Here is a 25,287-nt window from a genome sequence, read left to right as displayed (position 1 = left end):
ACAACGTGTATCGACGAATCGTTCGTGCACATTACCGTGACCGACGGTCTCCACCACTTTCGGCGACCACCCGTGTGGCGGCGTCGAGCGCCGGGGCGATGATGTCGATGGCGGAAGGATCCATCATCTCCCCGTGCGCCCCCGGCACGAACCGCGTCCGGACACGACCCGACACGAACGGCCTCCACAGATCGGCGGCGTCCGCCTCCGTCGGGTGATCCTCCGTCGCGCTGAAGAATTCCATGTCGCCGGAGAACAGCTCCGGTTCGTGGGCGTTGATCAGCTCGGGCGAAGTGACGGCCGCGGCGAAGATGCCCTGCACCCGCTCCACATCCAGGTCGATCAGGCCGTCCGGCATCGCGCGGACCAGCGATTCCGCGGCTTCGTGCGGAAGACCGCCGTCGAGTGCGGTGGTGTCCACGGAGACGCCGAAGGCACGCAGGTTCTCCGAGAGCTCGGCCGCGAACCGGTCGGTGTCGATCCGCGGGATGCTGTCGATCAGGGCGAGGTCCTCGACCTGCAACCCGCGCGCCTGCAACTCGACCGCGACGGCGTGGGCGAGCACACCGCCGAGCGACCACCCGATCAGGCGGTACCGGCTGTCGGGCGCGGCGGCAACGATCTCGTCCGTGTACCTCCGCGCGAGATCGGTGAGCGAGGCCGCGGTGAAGCCGGGTTCGCTCAGCGCCGGGGTCTGCACCCCGTACACGGCACTGCTCGTCGCGAGTCGCGCCGCGAGCGGCGCGTACGGCCAGGCCAACCCGATCATCGGGTGGAAGCAGAACACCGGCGCCGTCGCGTCACCCGGTCGCAGCGTCACGAGCACGGCCGAACCGGCGTCCCCACCCTCGACGGGCTCGGTACCGGTTCCGTTCACGGCCTCGGCGAGCCGCGACGCGAGCGATTCGACAGCCGGCGTCTCGAGCAGCCACGGGACGCGCACCTGGAGTCCGGTCTCGTCGCGCAGCCTCGCGACCACCTGGGTGGCCACAAGGGAGTTGCCACCGAGATCGAAGAAGTCGTCGTCGAGACCGACCTGTTCCACGTCGAGGGCGTCGGCGTACACCCGCGCGACGACCCGTTCGAGGCCGGTGCGCGGAGCACGGTACGGACGGGTCCGTGTCTCCGGGTCCGGCAACGCTGCGCGATCGAGCTTTCCGACGTGTGTCAGCGGCACGGCGTCGAGCACGACGAGGTCGGCGGGCACCATGTGCTGCGGTAGAGCTCGGGTGGCTGCGCGCAGCAGGTCCTCCGGGTCGACGACGTGGCCGGCCGTGGCGGTCACGTACGAGATCAGGCGAACACCGCCGGTGTCGTACCTGCGGGCGACGGTGACGGCGAAGTCCACGCTCGGCTCGCGCCGCAGGACGGCGTCGATCTCGTCGAGTTCGATGCGGAATCCGCGCACCTTCACCTGGAAGTCCGACCGTCCCACATAGGCGATCTTCCCGTCGCCGGTCCACCGGACCACGTCGCCGGTGCGGTAGAGACGTCCACCGGACCCGAACGGATCGGCGACGAAGCGCTCCGCCGTGAGCCCCGGCCTGCGGTGGTATCCGCGTGCCGTCTGCACTCCGGACATGTACAGCTCGCCGGGCACTCCGACCGGCACCGGGCGGAGACGCTTGTCGAGCACGAGCGCGCGGACACCCCGGATCGGTCCTCCGATCGTGATCGGATCCCCCGGTGCCAGCGGTTCGCTGATCGTGGTCACGATCGTGGTCTCCGTCGGACCGTAGACATTGTGGAACGCCCGTCCGGGCGCCCAGCGCGCCACCAGTTCCGGTGGCACGGCCTCGCCGCCGGCGGCGAGTACCCGGAGCCCGTCGAGCCCCTCCGGATCGAGGGTGGCGACCGCCGCGGAGGTGATGAACGCGTGCGTCACACCTTCCGACCGGATCAGCTCGGCGAGATCGCTGCCTCCGTAGATCCCCGGGGATGCGATCACGAGGGTTCCACCCCCGCCCACCGCGAGGAGCAATTCGAGGACGGAGGCGTCGAAACTCGGCGACGCGAAGTGCAGCGCACGCGTACCGGTGTCCAGTCCGTAGTGCTCACGTTGCGCCGCAGCGAAGTTCGCCAACCCGGAGTTCGACACCACGACGCCCTTCGGTAGACCCGTGGACCCCGACGTGTAGATGACGTAGGCGACGTTGCCCGCCCGCACCGGACGGAGCCGTTCGTGCGCGGCGAACGGTTCGTCGGACAGCGCTTCCAGCTCCGCGAGCGTGGACGGATCGGTCAGGTCGATCCACTGCACGTCGCCGGGCAGGCGGTCCCGCTCGGTCGAGAGGGTGAGACCGAGGACCGCCCCCGAGTCGGAGATCATGTGGGCGACACGGTCGGCCGGATAGTTCGGGTCGACCGGCACGTAGGCGGCTCCGGCCCGGGCGACCGCCCACACGGCGGTGATCGAGTCGAACGAACGGGTCAGTCCCAGCGCGACCACGTCCTCCGTCCCGATCCCCCGGCCGACGAGCAGCCGCGCCAGTCGCGACGACCGGGCGTCGAGTTCGGCATAGGTGAGCGAGCGTCCTGCGTGGACGACCGCGACGCCGTCGGGGTTGTGGGCGGCCGTGGCCGCCAGCAGATCGCCGAGCGGCACCGCGGGCAGCGCCGGTCCGCCCCACCGGTCCGTGAGGTCCTCGATCTCGACCGCGTCGAGATACGGCAGGGAGTCCACCGGGGACTCGGGAGCGGCGACGAGTGCATCGAGGATCCGGACGTACCTGGTGGCGAGCTCCTCCACGTCCGCCGCGTCCAGGATGTCGCTGCGGTACTTGAACGCGAGGGTCAACGCGTCGTCGGAGGTGACGACGACGGTCAGCGGGTAGTGCGTCGCGTCCCGGGCGTTGACGCCGGCGACGACGAGTCCGTCGATCGATCCCGCGGCCTCGATTCCGCTCCGGTCGACCGGATAGGACTCGTACACGAGCAGCGTGTCGAACAGCGCCCCCGTGCCGGTGCGTTGCTGGATCTCGGCGAGCCCGACGTGATGGTGATCGAGCAGTTCGGCCTGCTCACCCTGGATGCGGCGGAGCAGATCGTGCCCGGTGTCGGTGGTGCCGAGGCGCACTCGCACTGGAAGGGTGTTGATGAAGAGCCCGACCATCGACTCGACACCCGGAAGGTCCGCGGGCCGCCCCGACACGGTGGTACCGAACACGACGTCGTCGCGGTCGGTCGTCCGGGCCAGGAGCACCGCCCATGCGCCCTGGAGCACGGTGTTGACCGTGACACCGAGCCGCGAGGCCGTGTCCGTGAGACCGTCGGACCGTTCACGACCGAGGTCGATCCGATGCTCGGCCGGTGTGCCGCCGGTGTCGTCGGTGTTCCCCCCCGCCAGCAGGGTGGGTTCCTCGATCCCGTCGAGCGAGCGGATCCACGCCTGCACGGAAGCCTCGTGGTCACGACGCGCGAGCCATTCGAGATACGCGCGATAGGACGGTGCCCGGCCGAGGACGTCCGCGTCGCCCCGCGTCGCGTAGAGCACCAGCAGGTCCTTCATCAGCAGCGGCATCGACCAGCCGTCGAGAAGGATGTGGTGGCTCGTGACCGCGAGGGTCCAACCGTCGTCCCCGGTGCGGACCAGGACGAAGCGGATCAGCGGCGGCTCGGCCATGTCGAAGGCGACGGCCTGTTCCGCCCGTAGCACCTCGGCGAGTGCCGCGGGGTCGTCGCTCCGGATGTCGAGTTCGCGCCACGGCAGGACGACGTCGTCGACGACGACCTGTACGGGGAGACCCGATTCGCTCGCCACGAACGCCGCGCGGAGGTTCGGGTAGCGCTCGAGCAGGGCACCCGCCGCCGCGCGCAGTCGCTGCGCGTCGACCACTCCCGCAAGGTGCACGAGCACCTGCGTGTTGTAGACGTCGGAGTGCCCCTCCGCCAGGTGTGCGTGGTAGAGCAGTCCGGCCTGGAGCGGAGCGAGCGGCCACGCGTCGTCGGCGCCGGAGTACCGCGACTCCCACAGGTCGATGTCGCGTTGGGTGACGTCGACCAGCGACAGGTCGGACGGGGTCCGTCCCCCGGCCTCCGGGCGCGTGACGTGCGCGGCGAGGGCTTCGAGTGCACGCACCCAGCGCTGTGCGAGGTCCTCGACGTCGGCGCGGTCGAGCAGCCCGGACGCGTACCCGAAGTTCGCTCCGAGTTCGCCTCCGAGGACGACGGCGTTGATGTCGACGGCCGCGAGGGCCGGTGCGTCGGGATCATCGGTTCCGGACAGGTCCCCGAGGTCGCCGGCGGGCAGCCACCCGAGTTCCGGCACCCGGTCGGTCGAGACCTCACCGGCGTCGAGCCGACCGAGATAGTTGAAGCTGATCTGCCCGGCGGGCGTCGTGGCGAGACGAGCGGACGTCTCGGGGTTGCAGTACCGGAGCAGGCCGTAGCCGATGCCCTTGTCGGGGACGCGGCGGAGATCCTCCTTGACCGCCTTCAGCGCCGCACCCGCACTCGCACCACCGGCCGCCGCGTCGTCGAGGTCGACGTCGGACAGGTCGAGCCGCACGGGGAACATCGTCGTGAACCAGCCGACGGTGCGCGAGAGGTCCGAGCCCGGGACGACGTCCTCCTCGCGGCCGTGACCCTCGAGACGGATCAGTGCCGACCGCACGTCCGTGCCCCGCGCCCGACGCCACTCGGCCAGGGCCAGTGCGAGACCCGTGAGCAGCACGTCGTTGACCGAGCCGTGGTAGAGCTCGGGCAGGGTGGTCAGCAGTGTCTCGGTGGTCGCCGCGTCGACCCGGACCGGCACCTTCACGACCGTCGATGCCAGGTCGACCGACGGGTCGAACGGGCGGTCGCCGAGCAGCGGGTCGGGTCCTTCGAGGACCGAGGACCACAGCGGCAGCTCCGCCGTGCGGCCGGACGCGCCGTCGACGAGAGCGTGTGCCCAGGTGCGGAACGACGTGCCGACGGGCTGGAGTGCGGGTCGCTGTCCGTGGCTGATCTGAGCCCACGCGGTGACGAAGTCGGGCACCAGGATCCGCCACGACACCCCATCGACGACGAGGTGGTGCGCCACGACGATCAGCCGCCCGGTACGCGTCGCCTCGGCAGCGGGATCGAGCCAGACGAACTGTGTGACGATGCCCTGCGACGGAGCGAGACGCCCCTCTGCAGCGTCGAGTTCGCGCGCGGCGATCGCGACCCACTCGTCGTCGCCCGCATCCGCAGGGACCTCCACCCGGGTCACGAGGGCGTCGACGTCGATACTTCCCGGCGCGGAGGTGGACAGCACCGACTCACCGGAACCGTTGTCCCGCAAGGTTGCCCGGAGCATGTCGTGCCGATCCACCACGGCGGCGACGGTCGCCACGACGTCGCTGCGGTCGATGCCGGCCGGCAGTTCGAGTGCGATGGTCTGGGTGTACCGGTCGAAACCGCCGCCGCGTTCGACCATGTACCGCACGATCGGGGTGAGCGGGATCTCGCCGACCCCACCCCCCTCGAGTTCACGCAACACCGGCTCGGATCCCGTTCCGGCGCGCGCCACCTCGGCGAGTCCTGCCACCGTGCGCTGCTCGAACACCTCGCGCGGGGTGAACACGACACCGCGGGCTTTCGCCCGGGACACCAGTTGGATCGATACGATGCTGTCGCCGCCGAGCGCGAAGAACGAATCGTCGAGCCCGACCTGCTCGAGGCCGAGCACGTCAGCGAAGACCTCGGCGATGGTCTGCTCGATCGGTGTCCGCGGCGCCCGGAACTCCCGGTCGCTGGTGAACACGGGGGCGGGCAGCGACCTGCGGTCGAGTTTGCCGTTCGGAGTCAGCGGCAGCGCGTCGAGCACGAGCACCGCGTCGGGAACCATGTAGCCGGTAAGGAATTCACCGACCCGCTCGAGCACCTCGGACGGGGCAACGGTGTGTCCGGCACGCGGGACGACGTAACCGACCAGCTTCTCCCCGGTGTTCTCGTCCGACCACACGGATGCGACGGCGTGCGCGACACCCTCCACACCGGTCAGTGCTGCCTCGATCTCGCCGAGTTCGATGCGGAAGCCGCGCAGCTGTACCTGCAGGTCGCTGCGACCGGCGTATTCGAGGTGACCGCGCGCGTTCCATCGGGCGACGTCACCGGTGCGGTACATGCGGGAGCCCGGCGCACCGTAGGGATCGGCGACGAACCGTCCGGACGTCAGCTCGGCACGACCGAGATAACCGCGTGCGAGCTGGCCGCCGCGGACGTAGATCTCACCGGGTACGCCCACCGGGACGGGCTGCAGACGGGCGTCGAGCACGTAGATGCCGAGGCCGGGGATCGCGCGGCCGACGGTGCTCGCCGGGTTGTCGACGTCGGCGGAGGACAGTTCGAGATGCGAGACGTGCACGGTGGTCTCGGTGATGCCGTACATGTTGACCAGGCGCGGCGCTCGCCCTGAATCCCCGTGCCGCCGATACCAGCCGGCCAGGCGACGCAGATCCAGTGCCTCTCCGCCGAACACGACGTACCGCAGGGACAGCGGCTGTGCGTCGGGATCCTGCTCTGCCACGACGGCGTCCGCCTCGGCGAGCTGGTAGAACGCCGAGGGGGTCTGGTTGAGCACGGTGACCCGCTCGCGCCGCAGAAGGGCGTGGAAATCCTCCGGGGAGCGCGAGGTGTGGTAGTCGACGACCACGAGCCGTCCGCCGTGGAGCAGCGGGCCCCACAGTTCCCACACGGAGAAGTCGAAGGCGTAGGAGTGGAACAGAGTCCACACGTCGTCGGCGTCGAATCCGAATGCGGGCGCGGTGTTCTCGAACAGCTCGAGCACCGTGCGGTGCGGGATCTGCACACCCTTGGGCCGGCCCGTGGAGCCGGAGGTGTAGATGACGTACGCGAGATTGTCGCTGCGCGGCGGTGCCACGCGCTCCTCGTCGGAGATCGGGTCGGCCGACCGCGTCGAGAGATCGAGCCGGTCGAGATCGATCACCGGGACGTCGGTCGCGGGCAGCGATCCGGACTCCCCCGCCACGAGCACGCAGACCGGTGCCGCGTCGGCGAGCATGAACGCGAGGCGCTCGGCCGGATAGGTGAGGTCGATCGGCAGGTAACCGCCACCGGCCTGCTGCACCGCGAGCAGCGCGACGACGAGTTCCTCCGTGCGCGGCAACGCGACGCCGACGAGGGTGTCGGGGCGGACACCGCGGTCGACGAGTTCGCGCGCGAGACGGTTGACCCGTGCGGACAGTTCGGCGTAGGTGAGCTGCCGGTCACCGAAGGTCACGGCAACCGAATCCGGATGCGCTTCGGCGGCTTCGCGGAAGCGGTCCACGAGCGTGACATCGGCGGCGCGGGCTCCGGGCTCGTTCCATGCCTCGAGCACCTCGCGGCGTTCGGCCGGATCGAGCAGTGACACATCGCCGATCACGGCCTCGGGATTCGTCGCCGCGGCCGTGAGCATCCGGCCGAGGCGGTCGCCGAACCGGCGCATCGTCGCCTCGTCGAACAGATCGACGGCGTAGGTCAGCACGACGTCGAGACCACCGGGAGCGCCGTCGGCGTCGAACCTCTCGACGACGGTGACCTGCAGGTCGAACTTGGCATGGGCGACGGGAACGTCGAACGCTTCGACGGCCAGGCCGGGCAGTTCGAATCGGGACCGTCCGAGATTCTGGAAGGTCAGCGCGACCTGGAACAGCGGGTGGCGTGCCTGCGACCGTTCCGGGTCGAGCACCTCCACGAGCCGCTCGAACGGCAGGTCGGCGTGTCCGAATGCCCCGAGATCGCTCTCGCGGACCCGGCCGAGGAGGTCGGCGAAGGTGTCGGAGGGACGCACCTCGCTGCGCAGCACGAGCGTGTTGACGAACATACCTATCATGTCGTCGAGCAGCTGCTCGCCGCGTCCGGCGATGGGGGCGCCGACGACGATGTCCTCGGTCCCCGACAGTCGCGCGAGGACGGCCGCCAGGGCGCTGTGGAACACCATGAACAACGACGCGCCGCGGTCGCGCGCGAGATGTTCGAGCGCCGCGTGCGTCTGCGCATCGATCGCCACGGCGGTATTCGCACCGCGGCCCGAGGCGACGGCGGGTCGCGGACGGTCGGCGGGCAGATCGATCTGCTCCGGGATGCCCTTCAGCGCGTCGCGCCAGTAGGCGAGCTGGCGGGAGATCGGCGCGTCCGGGTCGTCCTCGGAACCGAGCACCTCCCTCTGCCACAGCGTGTAGTCGGCGTACTGGACCGGAAGCGGCGCCCAGTTCGGCTGCAGTCCTTCGGTTCTGGCACTGTAGGCCACCATGACATCGCGGGCGAGCGGGCCCATCGAGAAGCCGTCGCCGCTGATGTGATGGAGCACCACGACGAGGACGTGATCGTCGGCGGCGACCCGCAACAGCCGGATCCGCAGCGGAACCTCCGCCGTGACGTCGAAGCCGGTGTCGAGGATCGCCGCGACCTGCGTCAGGACGTCGCCGGGATCCACTTCGGACAGCTCCACGGCGGGAACCACCGAGGACGCCGGGAGGACGACCTGGTGGGCGATGCCGTCGGTCTCCGGGTAGACGGTCCGCAGGGATTCGTGCCGCAGCACCACGTCGCCGACTGCGCCGCGCAACGCGTCGAGATCGAGCGATCCGCGCAGCCGGATCACGAGCGGCAGGTTGTTCACCGCCGAGTCCGGTTCGAACCGGTTGAGGAACCACATCCGCTGCTGCGCCAGCGACAGCGGCACGTGATCGGGCCGGGTGCGGGCCGTGAGCGGGACGGCTGCGGCACCGGCCGCCGACGACTCGATGTGGGCGGCGAGGGATTCGACGACGGGATGCTCGAAGAGCGACCGCACCGCGACCCGCGTGCCGAGCGCGGCACCGAGACGCGCGGCGACCTGCGTGGCAACGAGCGAGTTGCCGCCGAGGTCGAAGAAGTGGTCGTCGCGTCCGACCCGGTCGACACCGAGGACGTCGGCGTAGACGTTCGCGACGATCTCCTCGATCGGCGTTCGGGGAGCGCGGAATTCGCGAACCTCGAAGACGGGTTCCGGCAGGGCCTTACGGTCGAGCTTGCCGCTCGTGTTGAGCGGGAACGCGTCGAGCACGACGACCGCCGACGGCACCATGTACGACGGCAGGACGCTGCGCACGGCGTCGAGGAGCGCCGTCTTCTCGACGCTGTGCCCGGGCGCCGGCACGACGTAGGCGACCAGCTGCTCGCCGGTGGGAGTGGGCACGACGAGCGCGACGGCCTGGCTCACTTCCGGGCACCCGAGCAGAGCGGTCTCGATCTCGCCGAGCTCGATACGCTGACCGCGGAACTTGACCTGGAAGTCGGTGCGGCCCAGATAGTCCAGGACGAGTGCACCGTCGTCGGTGCGGCGCCACCGCACCAGGTCGCCGGTGCGGTACATGCGGCTTCCCCGCGCCCCGAGGGGGCTCGCGACGAACCGGTCGGATGTCAGGTCGGGACGCTTCTCGTAGCCGCGAGCGAGCTGCACCCCACCGAGATAGAGTTCGCCCGGCGTTCCCACCGGCGTGGGCCGCAGACGCGAATCCAGCACGTACACCTGCACGTTCGCTTCGGGAACGCCGATCGGCACGGAATGGTCGCCGCCCTCGGCGGGCCAGTAGGTGGCCGAGACCGCGGCCTCGGTGGGGCCGTAGAGGTTGTGGACCGCCGCGTCGGCGAGACGCCGGAAGGCCGTCACCGTCTCCGGCGGGAGCGCCTCACCGATCACAAAGACGTGACGCAGGCTCGCGCGAACACCGGCCGGGGCGTGCGCCGCGAAGACGGTGAGCATCGACGGGACGAAGTCGGTGAGTGTGACGCCGTACCGGACGATCGCCTCGGCCACGTAGGCCGGGTCGCGGTGCCCGTCGTGCGTCGCGACGACGAGCGTCCCCCCGGTCCGCAGCGGCAGGAAATAGCCCCACAGCGACACGTCGAAGGTCGTGGCGGTCTTCTGCAGGTACACGTCCCGGGCGGAGATGTCGTATTCCGCCGCCATCCACTCGAGCTGGTTGACGATCGCTTCGTGCGGCACCGACACACCCTTCGGGCGTCCGGTGGACCCGGACGTGAAGATCACGTAGGCCGGCGACGTGCCCCGGACGGTGCCCCGCAGTTCATCCTCACGCACGGGGCCGGCCGGGTATTCCGGCAGGTCCGGACCGTCGACGAGGATGATGTCGACGCCCTCGGGAAGGTCGCCGGCATCGGTGCCGGTGCTCAGCACACACACCGGTCGTGCGGTGTCGAGGATGTGCCCGATCCGGTCGGCCGGATGGTCGGGGTCGAGCGGCACGTAGGCACCACCCGCCGCGACGACCGCGTACATGGCGACGACCAGATCGATCGAGCGCCGGATCCCCAGCGCAACCAGCGATTCGGGACCGACACCGACCGAGATCAGATGCCGGGCCAGGCGATTGACCCTCGCATCGAACTCCGCGTAGGTGAGCGAGTCGTCGCCGAAGACGACGGCGGTGACGTCCGGTGTCGCGGCGACCTGCGCCCGGTACCGCGACAGCAGTGTCTGCGGGGCGATCGGGCGCTCGGTGGCGTTCACCTCGACGGTGAGCGCATGCCGCTCCGGCGGGGACAGCAGCTCGACGTCGCCGACGACCGCGTCGACGTCGCCGGTGAGCGCGTCGAGGACGGTCACGAGACGCGTTGCGAGAGACTGCACCGTCGACTCGTCGAAAAGATCGCTCGCGTAGGTGAACTGGGCACCCATTCCGGCGGGACGGCCCTCGATCTCCCGAGGTCCGACGGTGAGCTGCAGGTCGAACTTGGCGATGCTGCCGCCGAGGTCCACCGGCTCGACCTCCAGCCCGGGCAAGGCGAGTTCGGGCTGCTCCATGTTCTGGAAGAACAGGGCCACCTGGAAGAGCGGATGGTGACCGGCGGACCGGACCGGGTCGAGAATCTCGACGAGGCGCTCGAAAGGTAGCTCGGCGTGGGCGAAAGCGTCGATGTCCGAGGCGCGGACCTCGCGCAGGACGTCGGCGAACGTCCGCTCCGGGGTGACGGATGTCCGCAGCACGAGCGTGTTGACGAACATGCCGATGAGATCCTCGAGGACCTGCTCACCGCGCCCTGCGACCGGCGTGCCGATGGCGATGTCGTTCGCACCCGAGATCCGGGACAGCAGAATCGCGAAGGCGGCGTGCACGACCATGAACGGTGAGCACCCCGCGGCCCGCCCGAGTTCGACCACGGCCTCGTGCAGGACGGCGTCGATCTCGAATTCGACGGTGGCGCCGCGACCCGAGGCCTCGACCGGGCGGGGCCGATCGGTGGGCAGGTCGAGGCGATCCGGCAGATCGGCGAGTACGGATGTCCAGTAGGCGATCTCCTGCGAGACCGGCGAATCCGGATCGTCCTCGTCGCCCAGGACGGCCCGCTGCCACAGGGTGTAGTCCGCGTAGTGCACCGCCAACGGTTCCCAGCCGGGCGCAGCGCCGTTCGCGCGGGCGAGGTAGGCGGTGACGAGGTCGCGCACGAACGGTTCGATCGAGGTGCCGTCGGCGGCGATGTGGTGGACGACGATGATCAGGACATGCTCGTCGTCGCCGGTGGCTCCGGAGGCGTCGTCACGCGTGATGCGCAGCAGTTCGAGGCGCAGCGGCACCTCGGCGGTGACGTCGAAGCCGGTGGTCACCGCGCGCACCACGCGGCTCTGTACCTCGGCCTCCGTGACGACCTCGGCACGCAGCGCCGGTGTCGCCTGCGAGGCGGGCAGGATCAGCTGACTGCCCACGCCGTCGTGGTCCGGGTAGACGGTCCGCAGCGTCTCGTGGCGTTCGACGAGGTCGGCGACGGCGGCGCCGAGCGCATCGGTGTCGAGCTTCCCGCGCAGACGCAGCGCGACGGGGATGTTGTTCGCGGCCGAGGCGGTGTCGAACCGGCTCAGGAACCACATGCGCTGCTGGGCGAGCGACAGCGGGATCGTCTCGGGGCGGGGGCCTGCCACGAGGGGGATCCGGTCGTCGCCGGCGAGGGGTTCGACCAGGGCTGCGAGCGCGGCGACCGTCGAGCCCTCGAACAGCAGGCGGGCGGGCACCCGCACGCCGAGGCGCTCGCTCAGCCGCGCCGCCACGCGGGTGGCGACCAGCGAGTTGCCACCGAGATCGAAGAAGTCGTCGTCGAGGCCGACCTGTTCGGTCGCGAGCCCGAGCACGTCGGCGAACACCGCAGCGATCGCGAGCTCGGTGCCCGTCCGCGGCGCCCGGAATTCGGTGACGATCGGCCCCGGATCCGGAAGCGCGTCGCGATCGAGTTTGCCGGTGGGCGAGAGGGGGATCTCGTCGATCGACACGATGGCCGAGGGAACCATGTGGGCCGGAAGCCGTTCCGCGGCGAGGGCCGACAATTCCTGCGAGTCGACGGTCGCGCCGGGGGCGGCGTGGACGTACGCGATGAGCTGCGCCTGCCCTGACGGGCCGGTGCGCGCCAGCGTCGCCGCGAAATCCACTGCAGGCGAGGAGGCCAGCACGGCGTCGATCTCGCCGAGTTCGATGCGGAAGCCGCGGACCTTGACCTGGAAGTCGTTCCGTCCGATGTAGACGATCGGGGACTCGGCGTCGCGGGGACCGCGGACGAGGTCTCCCGTGCGGTACATGCGCGTGCCGCCCGGTGCTGCGACGAATCGGGAGGCGGTCAGCTCCGCCCGGCGGTGGTATCCGCGGGCCACGCCCGGTCCCGACAGATAGAGCTCGCCCGTCACTCCGGCCGGAACCGCGTGCAGCCGCGAATCCAGCACGTGCGCGGTGGTGTTGCGGATGGGAGCACCGATCGTGACCTGCTCACCCGGAACCAGCGGATCCGAGATGTTCGTCATGATGGTCGTTTCCGTGGGGCCGTATCCGTTGAAGAACCGGCGGCCCGGCGCCCATCGCGTCACGAGGTCCGGCGGGCACGCCTCCCCGCCGACGACGATGCAGTCGAGCACGCCCAGGCCCGCCGGGTCGACCGAGGCCAGGGCGGAGGGGGTGACGAAAGCGTGCGTGACTCCTTGTCGCACAACAAGATCGGCGAACTCCTCACCGCCGTACACGGAGGTCGGGGCGATCACCATCGTCGACGAGGCGCCGATCGCCAGCAACAGTTCGAGGATCGAGGCGTCGAAGCTCGGTGACGCGAAGTGAAGGGTGCGCGACGCGGAGGTCAGGGCGTACCGCTCCACCTGCTCGGCGCAGAAGTTGCCCAGCCCCGAATGGGTGACGACGACGCCCTTCGGCCGTCCCGTCGATCCCGAGGTGTAGATGATGTAGGCCGTGTTCTCGACCCGCAGCGTCCGCACCCGTTCGTCGAACGAGACAGGCTCGGACGGAAGGTCCGCGAGCTGCTGCTCGATCGCGGGGTCGTCGAGCGCGATCCACCGGGTCGTGACGGGCAGCGCCGCCTCGGTACGGGTGAGGGTCAGGCCGAGCGCCGCGCCGGAGTCGACCGTCATGTGCTCGACCCGGTCGGCGGGATAGTTCGGGTCGACGGGCACGAAGGCGGCACCGGTCTTCGCGACCGCCCACGTGGCGAGCACGGATTCGACCGACCGGACGATCGCGAGGGCGACGACGTCCTCGGGACCGATACCGAGGCCGATCAGATACCGCGCGAGCCGCGAGGACGCCTCGTCGAGCTCGGCGTAGGTGAGCGAGCGCTCGTCCTCGACCACCGCGGTCGCGGACGGGTCGCGTTCGACGGCCGCCGCGAGGAGCTGCGGAAGCAGTGCTGCCCGGGCTCCGCGACGCTCGGGCCGCCGGCGAGGCCGTCGCCGCTCGGCTGCCGCGGGACGGGTGTCGTCGGGGTCCCCGACCTTCACTCCGTCTCCCTGCTGCTCGCCGACCTTACGCAAGGCTTCACTCACCACTGGTCCCGATCCCTCGTATGTCCCGTTCCGGCCGCGACCCCCCGGTTGTTACCGGGCGGTCATGTGCCCATTAGAGCATCGGCGACCGGGGAGCCATGTTACGGCTGTGGGCACGCACGCCACGGTGGGACGACCCGGTCGGGGCCGCCCCACGGTGGAGGGATGTCGAGTTGTGGCTGGTCAGCGCCTCTCGTCGAGACGGCGGCCGATCGCGGGGCCGATGATCGCCCACGCCTTTCTCGTTGCCATGTCCCAATGGGAGACCGGCACCTCGCGCGTGGTCACCAGGCCGTTCACGTAGGGATACCAGGCCTCGGTGGAGGACATCGGACGATCGGCCTCGGCGACGAAGACGGTCAGGTCCCCGTCGTAGACCTCGGGACGATGCGCCGCGAGAACCGAGTACGAGTGCCGGACCCCCTCGACGATCCGCGTGATCCGCTCCGGCGACAGGCTGTCGAACGGAGCGGGCAGGGCCTGCACCACTTCCTGCGCGCTTTCGGCGGTGAGTTCGGTGAGGGGAACATCCGCAGCCGGGCCGTCCACCGGAATGCCGAGCACGTTCGCGATGGTCGGTGCGGTCACCTGCGTTCCGGCGGCGACAACTCCGGCCTCGGGGTAGGCGTCGAGGATCGTGAGGGTCGGGACCTGCTCCCCCGCACGCCGCAGACGGACGGCGACGGCGTGGGCCAGCATGCCACCCATGGACCATCCGACGAGATGGTAGGGGCCATGGGGGTGCGTCTGCCGGATGAGCCGGACGTACTCGTCCGCCCAGCTACCGATGTCGTCGGGCAGGTTGCCCGTCTCGCCGAGCGCGGGCGACTGCAGGCCGTAGACCGGACGGTCTCCGAGGTACGGGACGAGGCCGGCGAAACCCCACGCGAGTCCGGTGACCGGGTGGATGCAGAACACCGGTGCACCGTCCCCACCGGAACGCAGGGGCAGCAGCGGGTCGAGACCGGCGTTGCCGAGCGTGTTCGTCTCGGAGGTGCTGTGGGAATCGATCCGCGCGGCGAGTTCCTCCACGCCCGGATGCAGGAACAGCCACGGCAGCTCGACGTGGGCGTCGAGCCGGTCGCGCAGGCGCGCGGCGACCTTGACCGCGCTGAGCGAAGTGCCGCCGATTCCGAAGAAGTCGTCGTCGAGACCGGCCGGCTCGTCGCTGCCGAGCACTTCGGCGTACACCGACGCCACTGCCGTCTCCGTGTCGGTGCGCGGAGCGCGGTACGGCGCCGTGACGACCTCCGCCTCCGGGAGTGCCTTGCGATCGACCTTGCCGTTGACGTTGAGAGGAAGCGCGTCGAGTGTCACGAAGCCCTGCGGGACCATGTAGGACGGCAGCGTCCGGGCCAGCGCGGCACGGATGGACGTGATGTCGGGTGTTCCCGCGGCCGGGACGACGAACGCGACGATCCGGTCACCGTGCTGCACCGTCGCCACCGCATCGCGGATCTGCGGCAGTGCACGCAGCGCCGACTCGATCTCCCCCAGCTCGATGCGGAATCCGCGCACCTTCACCTGGAAGTCGGCCCGGTCGAGGTATTCGAGCGTGCCCGAGAGTTGATCGTCGTCGAACCGCCAGCGCACGAGGTCTCCGGTGCGGTAGAGGCGCGTGCCGGGCTCACCGAAGGGATTCGCCACGAACCGCTCGGCGGTCAGCTCCGGACGCCCGGAATAGCCGCGGGCGAGCTGGGTTCCGGCGAGGTAGAGCTCTCCGGCTACGCCCGGCGGCACCGGGTGCAGTCGTTCGTCGAGGACGAACACCTGCGTGTTGGGGATCGGACCGCCGATCGGAACGGAGCTCTCCCCCGTCTCGGTGACACGGTGCGCGGTCACGGAGACGGCCGCTTCGGTCGGGCCGTAAAGGTTGACGAGATCGGTGTGCGATCGTTCGAGGGTGCGTTCGGCGGTGTCGACGGGGAGAACCTCCCCGATCGCCAGCACCCGTCGCAACGACTCGGGCAGCTCGCCGTCCGCGTCGTCGAGCAGGGCGTCGAGCATCGACGGCACGACGTGCAGGGTCGTCACGTGCTCACGCCGGATCAGGTCGTTGAGGTAGGCCGGATCCCGGTGCCCGTCGGGTGCGGCGACGACGAGCTTCGCACCGGAGGTGAGCGACGACCAGAACTCCCACACCGACAGGTCGAAGGTCGCCGCGGTCTTGAGCAGGACGGCGTCGCCTACGCCGAGGTGGTATTCCTTCCGCTTCCAGACGAGCTGGTTGACGATCGCCTCGTGCGAGACGACGACACCCTTCGGGCGTCCCGTGGACCCGGAGGTGTAGATCACGTAGGCCGCGTTGCCGGCGCGCAACGGGGCGAGGCGATCGGCATTGCGGATCTCCCGGCCGCTGTAGGCGGTGAGATCGACCGTGTCGACCTCGATGACCGGGCGGTCGCCGGGCAGGTCGACGCCGTCGCGGCTCGTGGTGAGGACACACGCCGGATCCGCCGATTCGACGATGTACTCGACACGGTCGCGCGGATGGTCGGGGTCGAGCGGCAGGTACGCACCTCCCGCCTCGACGACGGCGTACATCGCGACGACGAGATCGATCGAGCGTCGGATCGGGAGCGCGACGACCGTCTCCGGACCCACTCCCTCCTCGATCAGCAGCCGGGCGAGACGACGGACCCGGTCGGCGAATTCGCGGTAGGTGAGTTCGCCGTTCGCGTCGACGAGCGCGCACGCGGTGGGCGTTGCGCGGACCTGGTCGGCGAACAGGTCGGCGAGTGTCCGACCCGGGCCCACCGCGATCTGCTCGGCCTCCCACGCTTCGAGCATGGCGGCAAGCTGGTCGGGATCGTGCAGGTCGATGTCGCCGACCACGACGTCGGGGTCCTCGGCGACGACCCGCAGGATACGCAGATAGCGGTCGACCATGCGCCGGATCGAGGCTTCCTCGAACAGGTCGGTGGCATAACCGAATTCGATGTCGAATCCGCCCGGTCCTCCGTCGATGCCCTTGTCGGCGATCGTCACGTGGAGGTCGAAACGGACCGACGAGGACGAGGCGTCGAGAGCCTCCACGCGCAGGCCCGGCAGCTCGAGCGCGTCGACCGCGAAGTTGTGGTACGACAGGCCCACCTGGAAGAGGGGATGGCGGGACGGGGACCGGACGGGGTCGAGCACCTCGACGAGTCGCTCGAACGGGATGTCGGCGTGGTCGAAGGCCGCGACGTCGACGCCGCGCGCCTGCTCGAGCAGATCGGCGAAGGTGCCGCCGAGATCGACCTCGGTGCGCAGCGCGAGCATGTTGACGAACATGCCCACGACACCGTCGAGTTCGGGCGCCGGACGTCCGGCGACGGGGGTGCCGATCACGACGTCGTGGGTGTTCGACAGGCGCGCGAGCAGCGCGGCGAGAGCGGCGTGTACCACCATGAACGGGGTGGCGCCCGCCCGGCGGGCGAGCGCGGTGATCGCCTCGTGGACGTCGCCGTCCAGTTCGACCCGCACGGCACCGCCACCCGCGCCGAGGATCGGGGGACGCACGTGATCGGTGGCGAGATCGAGGTGCTCGGGGACACCGCCGAGCGCTTCGGTCCAGTACGCGAGCTGACGGCCCGCGACGGATTCGGGATCGTCGTCGGTACCGAGCACTTCCCGCTGCCAGAGCGTGTAGTCGGCGTACTGCACCGGCAGCGGGGCCCAGCCGGGCGCATGCCCGGCCAGTCGCGCCGTGTAGGCGGTCACGAGGTCGCGCACAAGAGGTGCGAGCGAGGTGCCGTCACCGGCGATGTGATGTAGGACGAGGACGAGGATGTGCTCGTCGGGTGCCGTCGCGAACAGATGTGCGCGGACGGGAACCTCGGCGGTCACGTCGAATCCGCGGCCGGCGACGCGCGCGAGATGCTCCGGCAGTTCGTCGACCGACACCTGTTCGACCGACACGTCGGCGACCCGCGCGTGCGGCTCGAGGATGCGCTGCTCCCCCACGCCGTCGATCTCGGGATAGACGGTACGGAGTGTCTCGTGACGTTCGACGAGGTCGGCGAATGCCGCACGCATCACGTCGACGTCGAGCGCCCCGACCAGACGCACCGCGAGCGGGATGTTGTACAGGGCGGATTCGGGGTCGAGGCGGTTGAGGAACCACATGCGCTGCTGCGCGTAGGACAGCGGCAGGTGTGCGGGTCGCGGGCCCGCGACGAGCGGCACCGCGCGGATGGAGGTGGTCGCCGCGACGTGCCGGGCGAGTGCCTCGACGGTCGGCTCATCGAACAGCGCGGCCGCGCGGACGGCGACGCCGAGCCGCGCCCGGATGCGTCCCACCACGGACGTCGCGAGCAGCGAGTTGCCACCGAGATCGAAGAAGTCGTCGTCGAGTCCGACGTGATCGAGCCCGAGGACGTCGGCGAAGACGTCCGCGACGGCCTTCTCGGAATCGGTGACCGGAGCCCGGAACTCGGCGGCGGTCGCTCCCACCTCGGGAAGCGCTGCGCGATCGATCTTTCCGGACGGGGTCAGCGGGATGCGGTCGAGCGGCACGACCGCGGCGGGAACCATGTATGCCGGGAGCAGCCCGGCCACATGCTCCACGAGACTGCCCGGATCGAGGGGACCGTCGGTGCCGTGCACGTAGGAGACGAGTTGTGTCTCTCCGGCCGGTGTCTCGCGGCCGACGGTGAGTGCGAAGTCCACCCCGGGGAAGGACGCAAGTGCGGCGTCGATCTCCCCGAGTTCGATGCGGAATCCGCGGACCTTCACCTGGAAGTCGTTACGGCCCAGGTAGACGATGCCCGAGGAGGTCGTTTCCGGCCCTCGCACGACGTCGCCGGTGCGGTACATCCGCCCGCCTCCCGGTGCCGCGACGAACCTCGCCGCCGTCAGCGCGGGCCGTCCCAGATATCCACGGGCCAGACCGGGTCCGGCGACGTAGAGTTCGCCGGCGACCCCGACGGGAACGGGATGCAGTCGCGAATCGAGCACGGCCTCCGCGACATTGCGGATCGGCGGTCCGATCGTCACCTTCTCGCCCGGGGCGAGCGCATCGGAGATGTTCGACATGATCGTCGTCTCGGTCGGGCCGTACCCGTTGTGGAAGCGACGTCCCGGCGCCCACCGCGACACCAGTTCGGGCGGGCACGCCTCGCCGCCCACGACGACGGTGCCGAGCACGTCGAGGCCGGCCGGGTCCACCGAGGCCAGAGCCGCCGGCGTGACGAACGCGTGGGTGACCCCGTGCTGCAGCACGAAATCCGCGAATTCCGAGCCCCCGAAGACGGACGGCGGGGCGACGACCATGGTCGACGACGCACCCACGGCCATCAGCAGTTCCAGCACGGACGCGTCGAAACTCGGTGACGCGAAATGCAATGTGCGCGACTGCGGCGACAGGCCGTAGCGCTCCACCTGCTCGGCGCAGAAGTTGCCGAGACCGGAGTGCGTCACCACGACGCCCTTGGGGCGGCCGGTCGAACCGGATGTGTAGATCACGTACGCGGTGTTGTCCGCGTGCACGACACCGATGCGCTCGTCGAAGAAGACGGGATCCGGCGACATCTCGGCCGTCTCGGCGCGCACCTCCGCCGAGTCGAGCACGAGAGCGGCCACGTCGACGGTCACCGCGTCGGCGTGGGCCTCGGTGGTCAGGACGAGTCCGGCACCCGAATCGCCCAGCATGTACGCGACGCGATCGGCAGGATAAGTGGGGTCGACGGGCACGAACGCCGCACCGGTCTTCGCCACGGCCCAGGTCGCGAGGACGGATTCGATCGACCGTGTGAGGACGAGCGCAACGCGGTCCTCGGGGCCGATTCCGCGCGAGATGAGAAGACGCGCAAGGCGTGACGATTCGGCGTCGAGTTCGCGGTAGGCGAGAGCCCCGGATTCGGAGACGACGGCGGTGCCGTCCGGATTCCGTTCGACGGCAACGGCGAGCAGATGAGGCAACAGTGCGGTCGGTGCGCTACGGCGCAACCTTCGAGGCCGGTCCGACGGACGGATTCCGGAAGCCGAATCCCCGTCCGAGTGGGCCGAGTCGAAGTCCATCGCATTCGTCGTCATACCACTCCCCGCTTCGCGCCGGGGATGGTACGGCTGATGAACGCACGCCGAAATCGGCACGCGCTCTGGCTCATCGACGTGATCAGGCCCCCGACTGCCCGTTCACGTTCGCCGAACTACACGAGTCTTTCACAGTAGTACAGACGTTGCCACTTCAATCGCCGACACGAAGTTTCGAGTCGCGCTCGGATGCTTCACAATTCGGACATACTCGACGATTGCACCAGGAGGCGAGCAGCGGGCCGACGGTGCGGCACGCGTGCTCTCCCGTCATGGCCCAGTGCGAGACGTCGATGTCGTGGCGGTGCACCCTCCCGGTGACGAACTCGGTCCAGTCCCTGCGGGAATCGCCTTCCGGCGACGACGAACTCCGCGACCCCACGAAGAGCAGCTCGCCGTCGAAGCGGCCCGGGCAGTGCCGCTCGAGGACGTCGAACGAATGACTGATGCCGCCGAGAAACGACTCCATGGACGGAAATACGTCGTTGTCGATTTCGCCACGCCCGAGAATCGATGTGATATCTCCGACAGAAGTGACACCGCGACTGCCGTTGTCGAGACCGTTCAGTGCCGCGAGCGCCACCGACTGCGGATCGACGGACTCGGGCAGCGGCGCCGGCACATGCGCGTCGAGCAGGACGAGCGAGCCGACCGAACTTCCCCGCTGTTGCAGTTGCACGGCCATCTCGTGCGCGATCACCCCGCCCATCGACCACCCGACGAGGTGGTAGGGCCCTTCGGGGTGCGCGCGCCGGATCTCGTTCACGTACAGGGCCGCCCATTCCCGGATCGAGCCGGGAAGCTCCTCGGTACCCGACAACGCGGGCGATTGCAATCCGTAGACCGGACGGTCGGCGTCGACGAACTCGGCGAGCCGCGAGAATCCCCACGCGAGGCCGACGACGGGGTGCACGAAGAACACCGGTTCGCCCTCGGTGAGGCCCGTGCGCAGCGGGAAGACCACGTCGAACGCGTTCGACGCCGACTGCTCACCGTCGCGGTCGCCGCGTTCGATCCGCTCCGCCAACTCGGCGACGACGGAATGGGCGAACAACCACTCGAGCGGCACGGGACGCCCCAGGACCGTCCCGAGCTCGCTGACCGCCCGGACCGCGACGAGAGAGGTACCGCCCGACCGGAAGAAGTCGTCGTCGCGCCCGATCGACTCGACGCCGAGGACCTTCCCGAACGTCTCGGCGACGACGGATTCGACGCCGGTGACAGGCGGACGATGCCCGGTCGGTGCGGACGGGACGAGCGGGAGGGCCTTCCGGTCGAGTTTGCCCGTGTTCCCCTTCGGCAAGCAGTCGATCGCGCGGATGTCGGCCGGAACCATGTAGTTCGGCAGCCGCTCGCCCAGTGAGGTCCGCAGTGCGGCGGTGTCCGGGGCGCTGCCGTCCGCGGTGACGACGAAGGCCACCACGCGGTCGCCGCGACGTGCGTCCTGCTGCACCGTCGCCGCTGCGGCGATGATTCCGGGGCACGCGCGCAATGCGTCCTCGATCTCACCGAGCTCGATCCGGAATCCCCGGATCTTGACCTGCAGATCCCGCCGGCCGACGTACTCCAACTCCGGTCCGCGCGCCGTGGTCACCCAGCGCACCAGGTCGCCGGTCCGGTACAGACGTTCTCCGCAGCCGAAGGGATTCGCGACGAACCTGCCGGCGGTCTCGCCTTCCCGCGCGATATAGCCGCGCGCGAGCTGATCCCCGGCGAGGTACAACTCTCCGACGGTGCCGATCGGGACCGCGCCGAGGCGGTCGTCGAGGACATGGACCCCGGTGTTCCATACCGGCGTCCCGATCGGAACGGCGTGGACGTCCGCGCCGGTCACCGGATGATCGGTCACCGCGACGGCCGCTTCCGTCGGCCCGTAGAGATTCACCAACTCGGCGTCGCTGCGCGTGGCGAACGCCTGCGCGGTGGCGACGGGCAGGGACTCGCCGATGGACAGCACGTGCCGCAGGGTCGACGGGAGTCTCCCCTCCACACCCGACAGGAGCATGTCGAGCATCGTCGGAACGCCGTGGAAGGTCGTGACCCCTTCGCGCTCGAGCATGGCGGTCATGGCACGAGGATCGGGATGGCGTCCGCGGTCGGCGACGACCAGGCGACCACCGCACGTCGACCAGCCCCAGAACTCCCAGACGGACAGGTCGAAGGTCGCCGGGGTGTGCAGGACCGACACGTCGTCGGGCCCGAGGCCGAAACGTTCCTGCATCCACCGCATCTGGTTGGTCACCGCGCGGTGGGTGACCGCGACGCCCTTGGGGACGCCCGTCGAGCCGGAGGTGAACAGCACGTACGCGATGTTCTCCGGTTGCAGCGGGCCGCGCCGGTCGGCGTCGGTCACCGGCGCCGCGGACAGCGAGGCGTGGGCGGGGTCGTCGACGTCGATGACCACGGCGTCGCCGAGATCGCCGGCGGCAGGCTCCGCACCCGCACACACGACGACGGCGGGTCCGGCAGCCGCGACGATCTGCGCGATGCGTCCGGCCGGCAGGGACGGGTCGAGCGGAACGTAGGCTCCGCCGGCAACGGACGCAGCGTACATCGCGACCACCAGTTCGGCCGACTGCTCGATCATGAGGCCGACCCGGGTCTCCGGACCGACACCGGCGGCGATCAGGGCACGGGCACACTGGTTCACACGATCGTCGAAGTCCTTGTAGGACATCGATGTTCCGTCGTGGACGAGTGCGATCGCGTCGGGTCGGCGACCCGCCTGCGCCCGGAACAGATCGGGAAGGGTGCAGGCGTCCAGTGGACGCTGCGCGCCCCGGCCGGCCTCGAGCACCCGGGACCGCTGGTGTGCGCCCAGCATGTCGGCGTCCCCCACGGGACGTGACGGCGTGGCGACGAGCGCATCGAGCACACGCGCGAACATGTCCGAGAACGAGCGGGCGGTCTCCTCGTCGAACAGGTCGGCCGCGTACGTGAGCTGACCGGCCAGACCGGTGCACCGCCCGTCCCGGTCGAAGTGTTCGCCGACGACGAGATGCAGATCGAACTGCGACGTCCGGGTCTCGGGCACGAGGCTCTCGACGGCCAGGTCCGGGAGTTCCAGTCGCGACGGCGCCAGGTTCTGGAACGACAGGCCCACCTGGAAGAGCGGATGCCGGGCCAGGGAGCGGGCGGGATCGAGCGCTTCGACGAGACGCTCGAACGGCAGGTCGGCGTGGTCGAAGGCCTCCAGCACCGTTGTGCGGCTGCGGTCGAGGAGTTCCTCGAACGATTCGGCAGCGTCCACCACCGTCCGGAAGACGAGCGTGTTGACGAACATGCCGATGAGATCGTCGAGCAGCGGATCGGTGCGTCCGGCGATGGGTGTGCCGATCGCGATGTCGCGCGTCCCGGACAGTCGGGCCAACATCACCGCGAACGCGGCCTGCACGACCATGAACGGGGTCGCACCCCGGCTCGCGGCGAGTTCGCGCAGTCGGTCGTAGACGTGGGCGGCGACGGTGACGTCGACGCTTCCCCCGCGGTGCGACTGCACCGTCGGGCGGGGGCGATCGGTGGGCAGGTCGAGCTGGTCGGGCAACCCGTCGAGGGCGCGTCGCCAGTAGTCGAGCTGCCGTGCGGCGACCGACTCGGGGGCGGACGCGCTTCCGAGCGCGTCCCGTTGCCACAGTGCGTAGTCCGCGTACTGGACGGACAACGGCGGGAGATCCGGGACCGTTCCGGCCGCGCGCGCCGCATAGGACGCGGCGAGGTCGCGGGTCAGCGGAGCCAGCGACGCTCCGTCGGCGGCGATGTGATGGACGACCACGACGAGCACGTGATCGGTTGCACTGTCGCCACTTTCGCTACCGTTCCTGCAGCGCAGGAGCCGGGCGAGGACGGGAACCTCACGGGTGACGTCGAATCGGGTCGCCAGGACGGCTTCGATCTCGGCCTGCACGTCGCCGGAATCGACCTCGATCGGGACGAGATCCGGAACGAACGCCTCGACCGGAAGGACATCCTGCACCGGGACACCGTCGACCTCGGGGTAGACGGTACGGAGCGTTTCGTGCCGGGCGACGAGATCACGGACCGCCGCCCGTATCGCCTCGACGTCGAGCCGGCCGGTCAACCGTACGACGATCGGAATATTGTATGCCGCAGAGGAATCGAACCGACCGAGGAACCACATGCGTTGCTGCGCCAACGACAACGGCACCCGCTCCGGACGCCGCCGCGCCGCCAACACCACCCCGGCCCCGGCCGCAGCAGCATCGACACCGGCACCGACACCGGCACCGGCGGTGTCGTCGAGCCGCGCCGCCAACTCCAGCACCGACGACGCCTCGAACACCACCGGCACCGCCACCCGATACCCCAACCGCGCCGACAACCGCGCCACCAACCGCGTCGCCGCCAACGAATTACCCCCGAGATCGACGAACGAATCATCCAACCCGACCCGCTCGAGACCCAGAACCTGCGCAACCTCCGAGGCCACGGCCACCTCCATCGGCGTCCGCGGCGCCCGATACTCGGCCACCTCGAACACCGGCTCCGGCAACGCCGCCCGATCCACCTTCCCCACCGGCGTCAACGGCACCCGATCGAGCACCATCACCAACGACGGCACCATGAACCCCGGCACCACCTCGGCCACCGACTCCCGCACCCGCACCGGATCCAACACCGCCCCCGCCTCGGGCACCACATACGACACCAACGCCGACTCCCCCGACGCCAACACCGCCCCCACCGTCACCGCGAAACCGACCCCCGGCACCGCCGACAACGCCGCATCGATCTCCCCCAACTCGACCCGGAACCCCCGGATCTTCACCTGGAAATCGCTACGCCCCACATACTCGAACACCCCATCGCCACCCCGACGCACCAGATCCCCCGTCCGATACATCCGACCACCCGCAGTGAACGGATCGGCCACGAACCGCGCCGCCGTCAACCCGAACCGACCGTGATAACCCCGCGCCACCTGCGCCCCGGCCACATACAACTCCCCCACCACACCCTCGGGCACCGGACGCAGACGCTCGTCGAGCACGAACGCACCCACCCCCGCGATCGCCGACCCGATCACCACCGGCGCCTCCGGCACCAACTCCGCCGACGACGTCGCCAGAATCGTCGTCTCCGTCGGACCATAAGCATTGAAGAACCGCCGCCGACCCGGCACCGACCACCGCCGCACCAGATCCGGCGTGAACGACTCCCCCGCCACCACCACCACACGCAACTCGTCCAACCCGGCAGGATCCATCGACCCCAACGCACCCGGCGTCATGAACACATGCGACACCGACTGCGACGCAATCACATCCGCCAGATCCGGACCACCACCGACCCCCGCCGGCGCCACCACCACCGTCGCCCCCGCCGAAAACCCCACCCCCAACTCGAGCAACGACACATCGAAACTCGGCGAACACACATGCAACACCCGCGACGAGGCATCGACCCCGAAATGCTCACGCTCGGCCGCAATCACCCCACCGACACCGGCATGCGAGACCACCACACCCTTC

General features: G+C 69.8%; 3 protein-coding genes. All 3 read right to left on the bottom strand.

Features of this window, described 5'->3' with window-relative positions; all coding sequences use genetic code 11:
- Positions 1–31: 31 nt before the first annotated feature.
- A complete protein-coding gene (locus GON09_RS00320) occupies positions 32–13,738 on the bottom strand; it encodes a non-ribosomal peptide synthetase (protein ID WP_213934192.1) in 13,707 nt (4,568 codons plus the stop codon).
- A 228-nt stretch (positions 13,739–13,966) separates the two neighbouring features.
- Positions 13,967–19,798: an amino acid adenylation domain-containing protein gene (locus tag GON09_RS00315; protein WP_213930114.1), complete on the bottom strand. Its 5,832-nt coding sequence runs from the start codon at positions 19,796–19,798 to the stop codon at positions 13,967–13,969.
- Positions 19,799–19,952: 154 nt separating this feature from the next.
- On the bottom strand, positions 19,953–25,277 hold the full coding sequence (locus GON09_RS00310) for a non-ribosomal peptide synthetase (RefSeq protein ID WP_307854257.1): 5,325 nt from the start codon (positions 25,275–25,277) through the stop codon (positions 19,953–19,955).
- Positions 25,278–25,287 lie beyond the last annotated feature (10 nt).

This window comes from Rhodococcus sp. B50 (genome assembly GCF_013602415.1).
Lineage (GTDB): Bacteria > Actinomycetota > Actinomycetes > Mycobacteriales > Mycobacteriaceae > Rhodococcus.
This window is presented reverse-complemented; position numbering and strand designations above follow the sequence as displayed.

Coding starts and splice junctions, on each gene's coding strand:
- GON09_RS00315 (WP_213930114.1), bottom strand. CDS start 19,798: ATGACGACGAATGCGATGGACTTCGACTCGGCCCACTCGGACGGGGAT.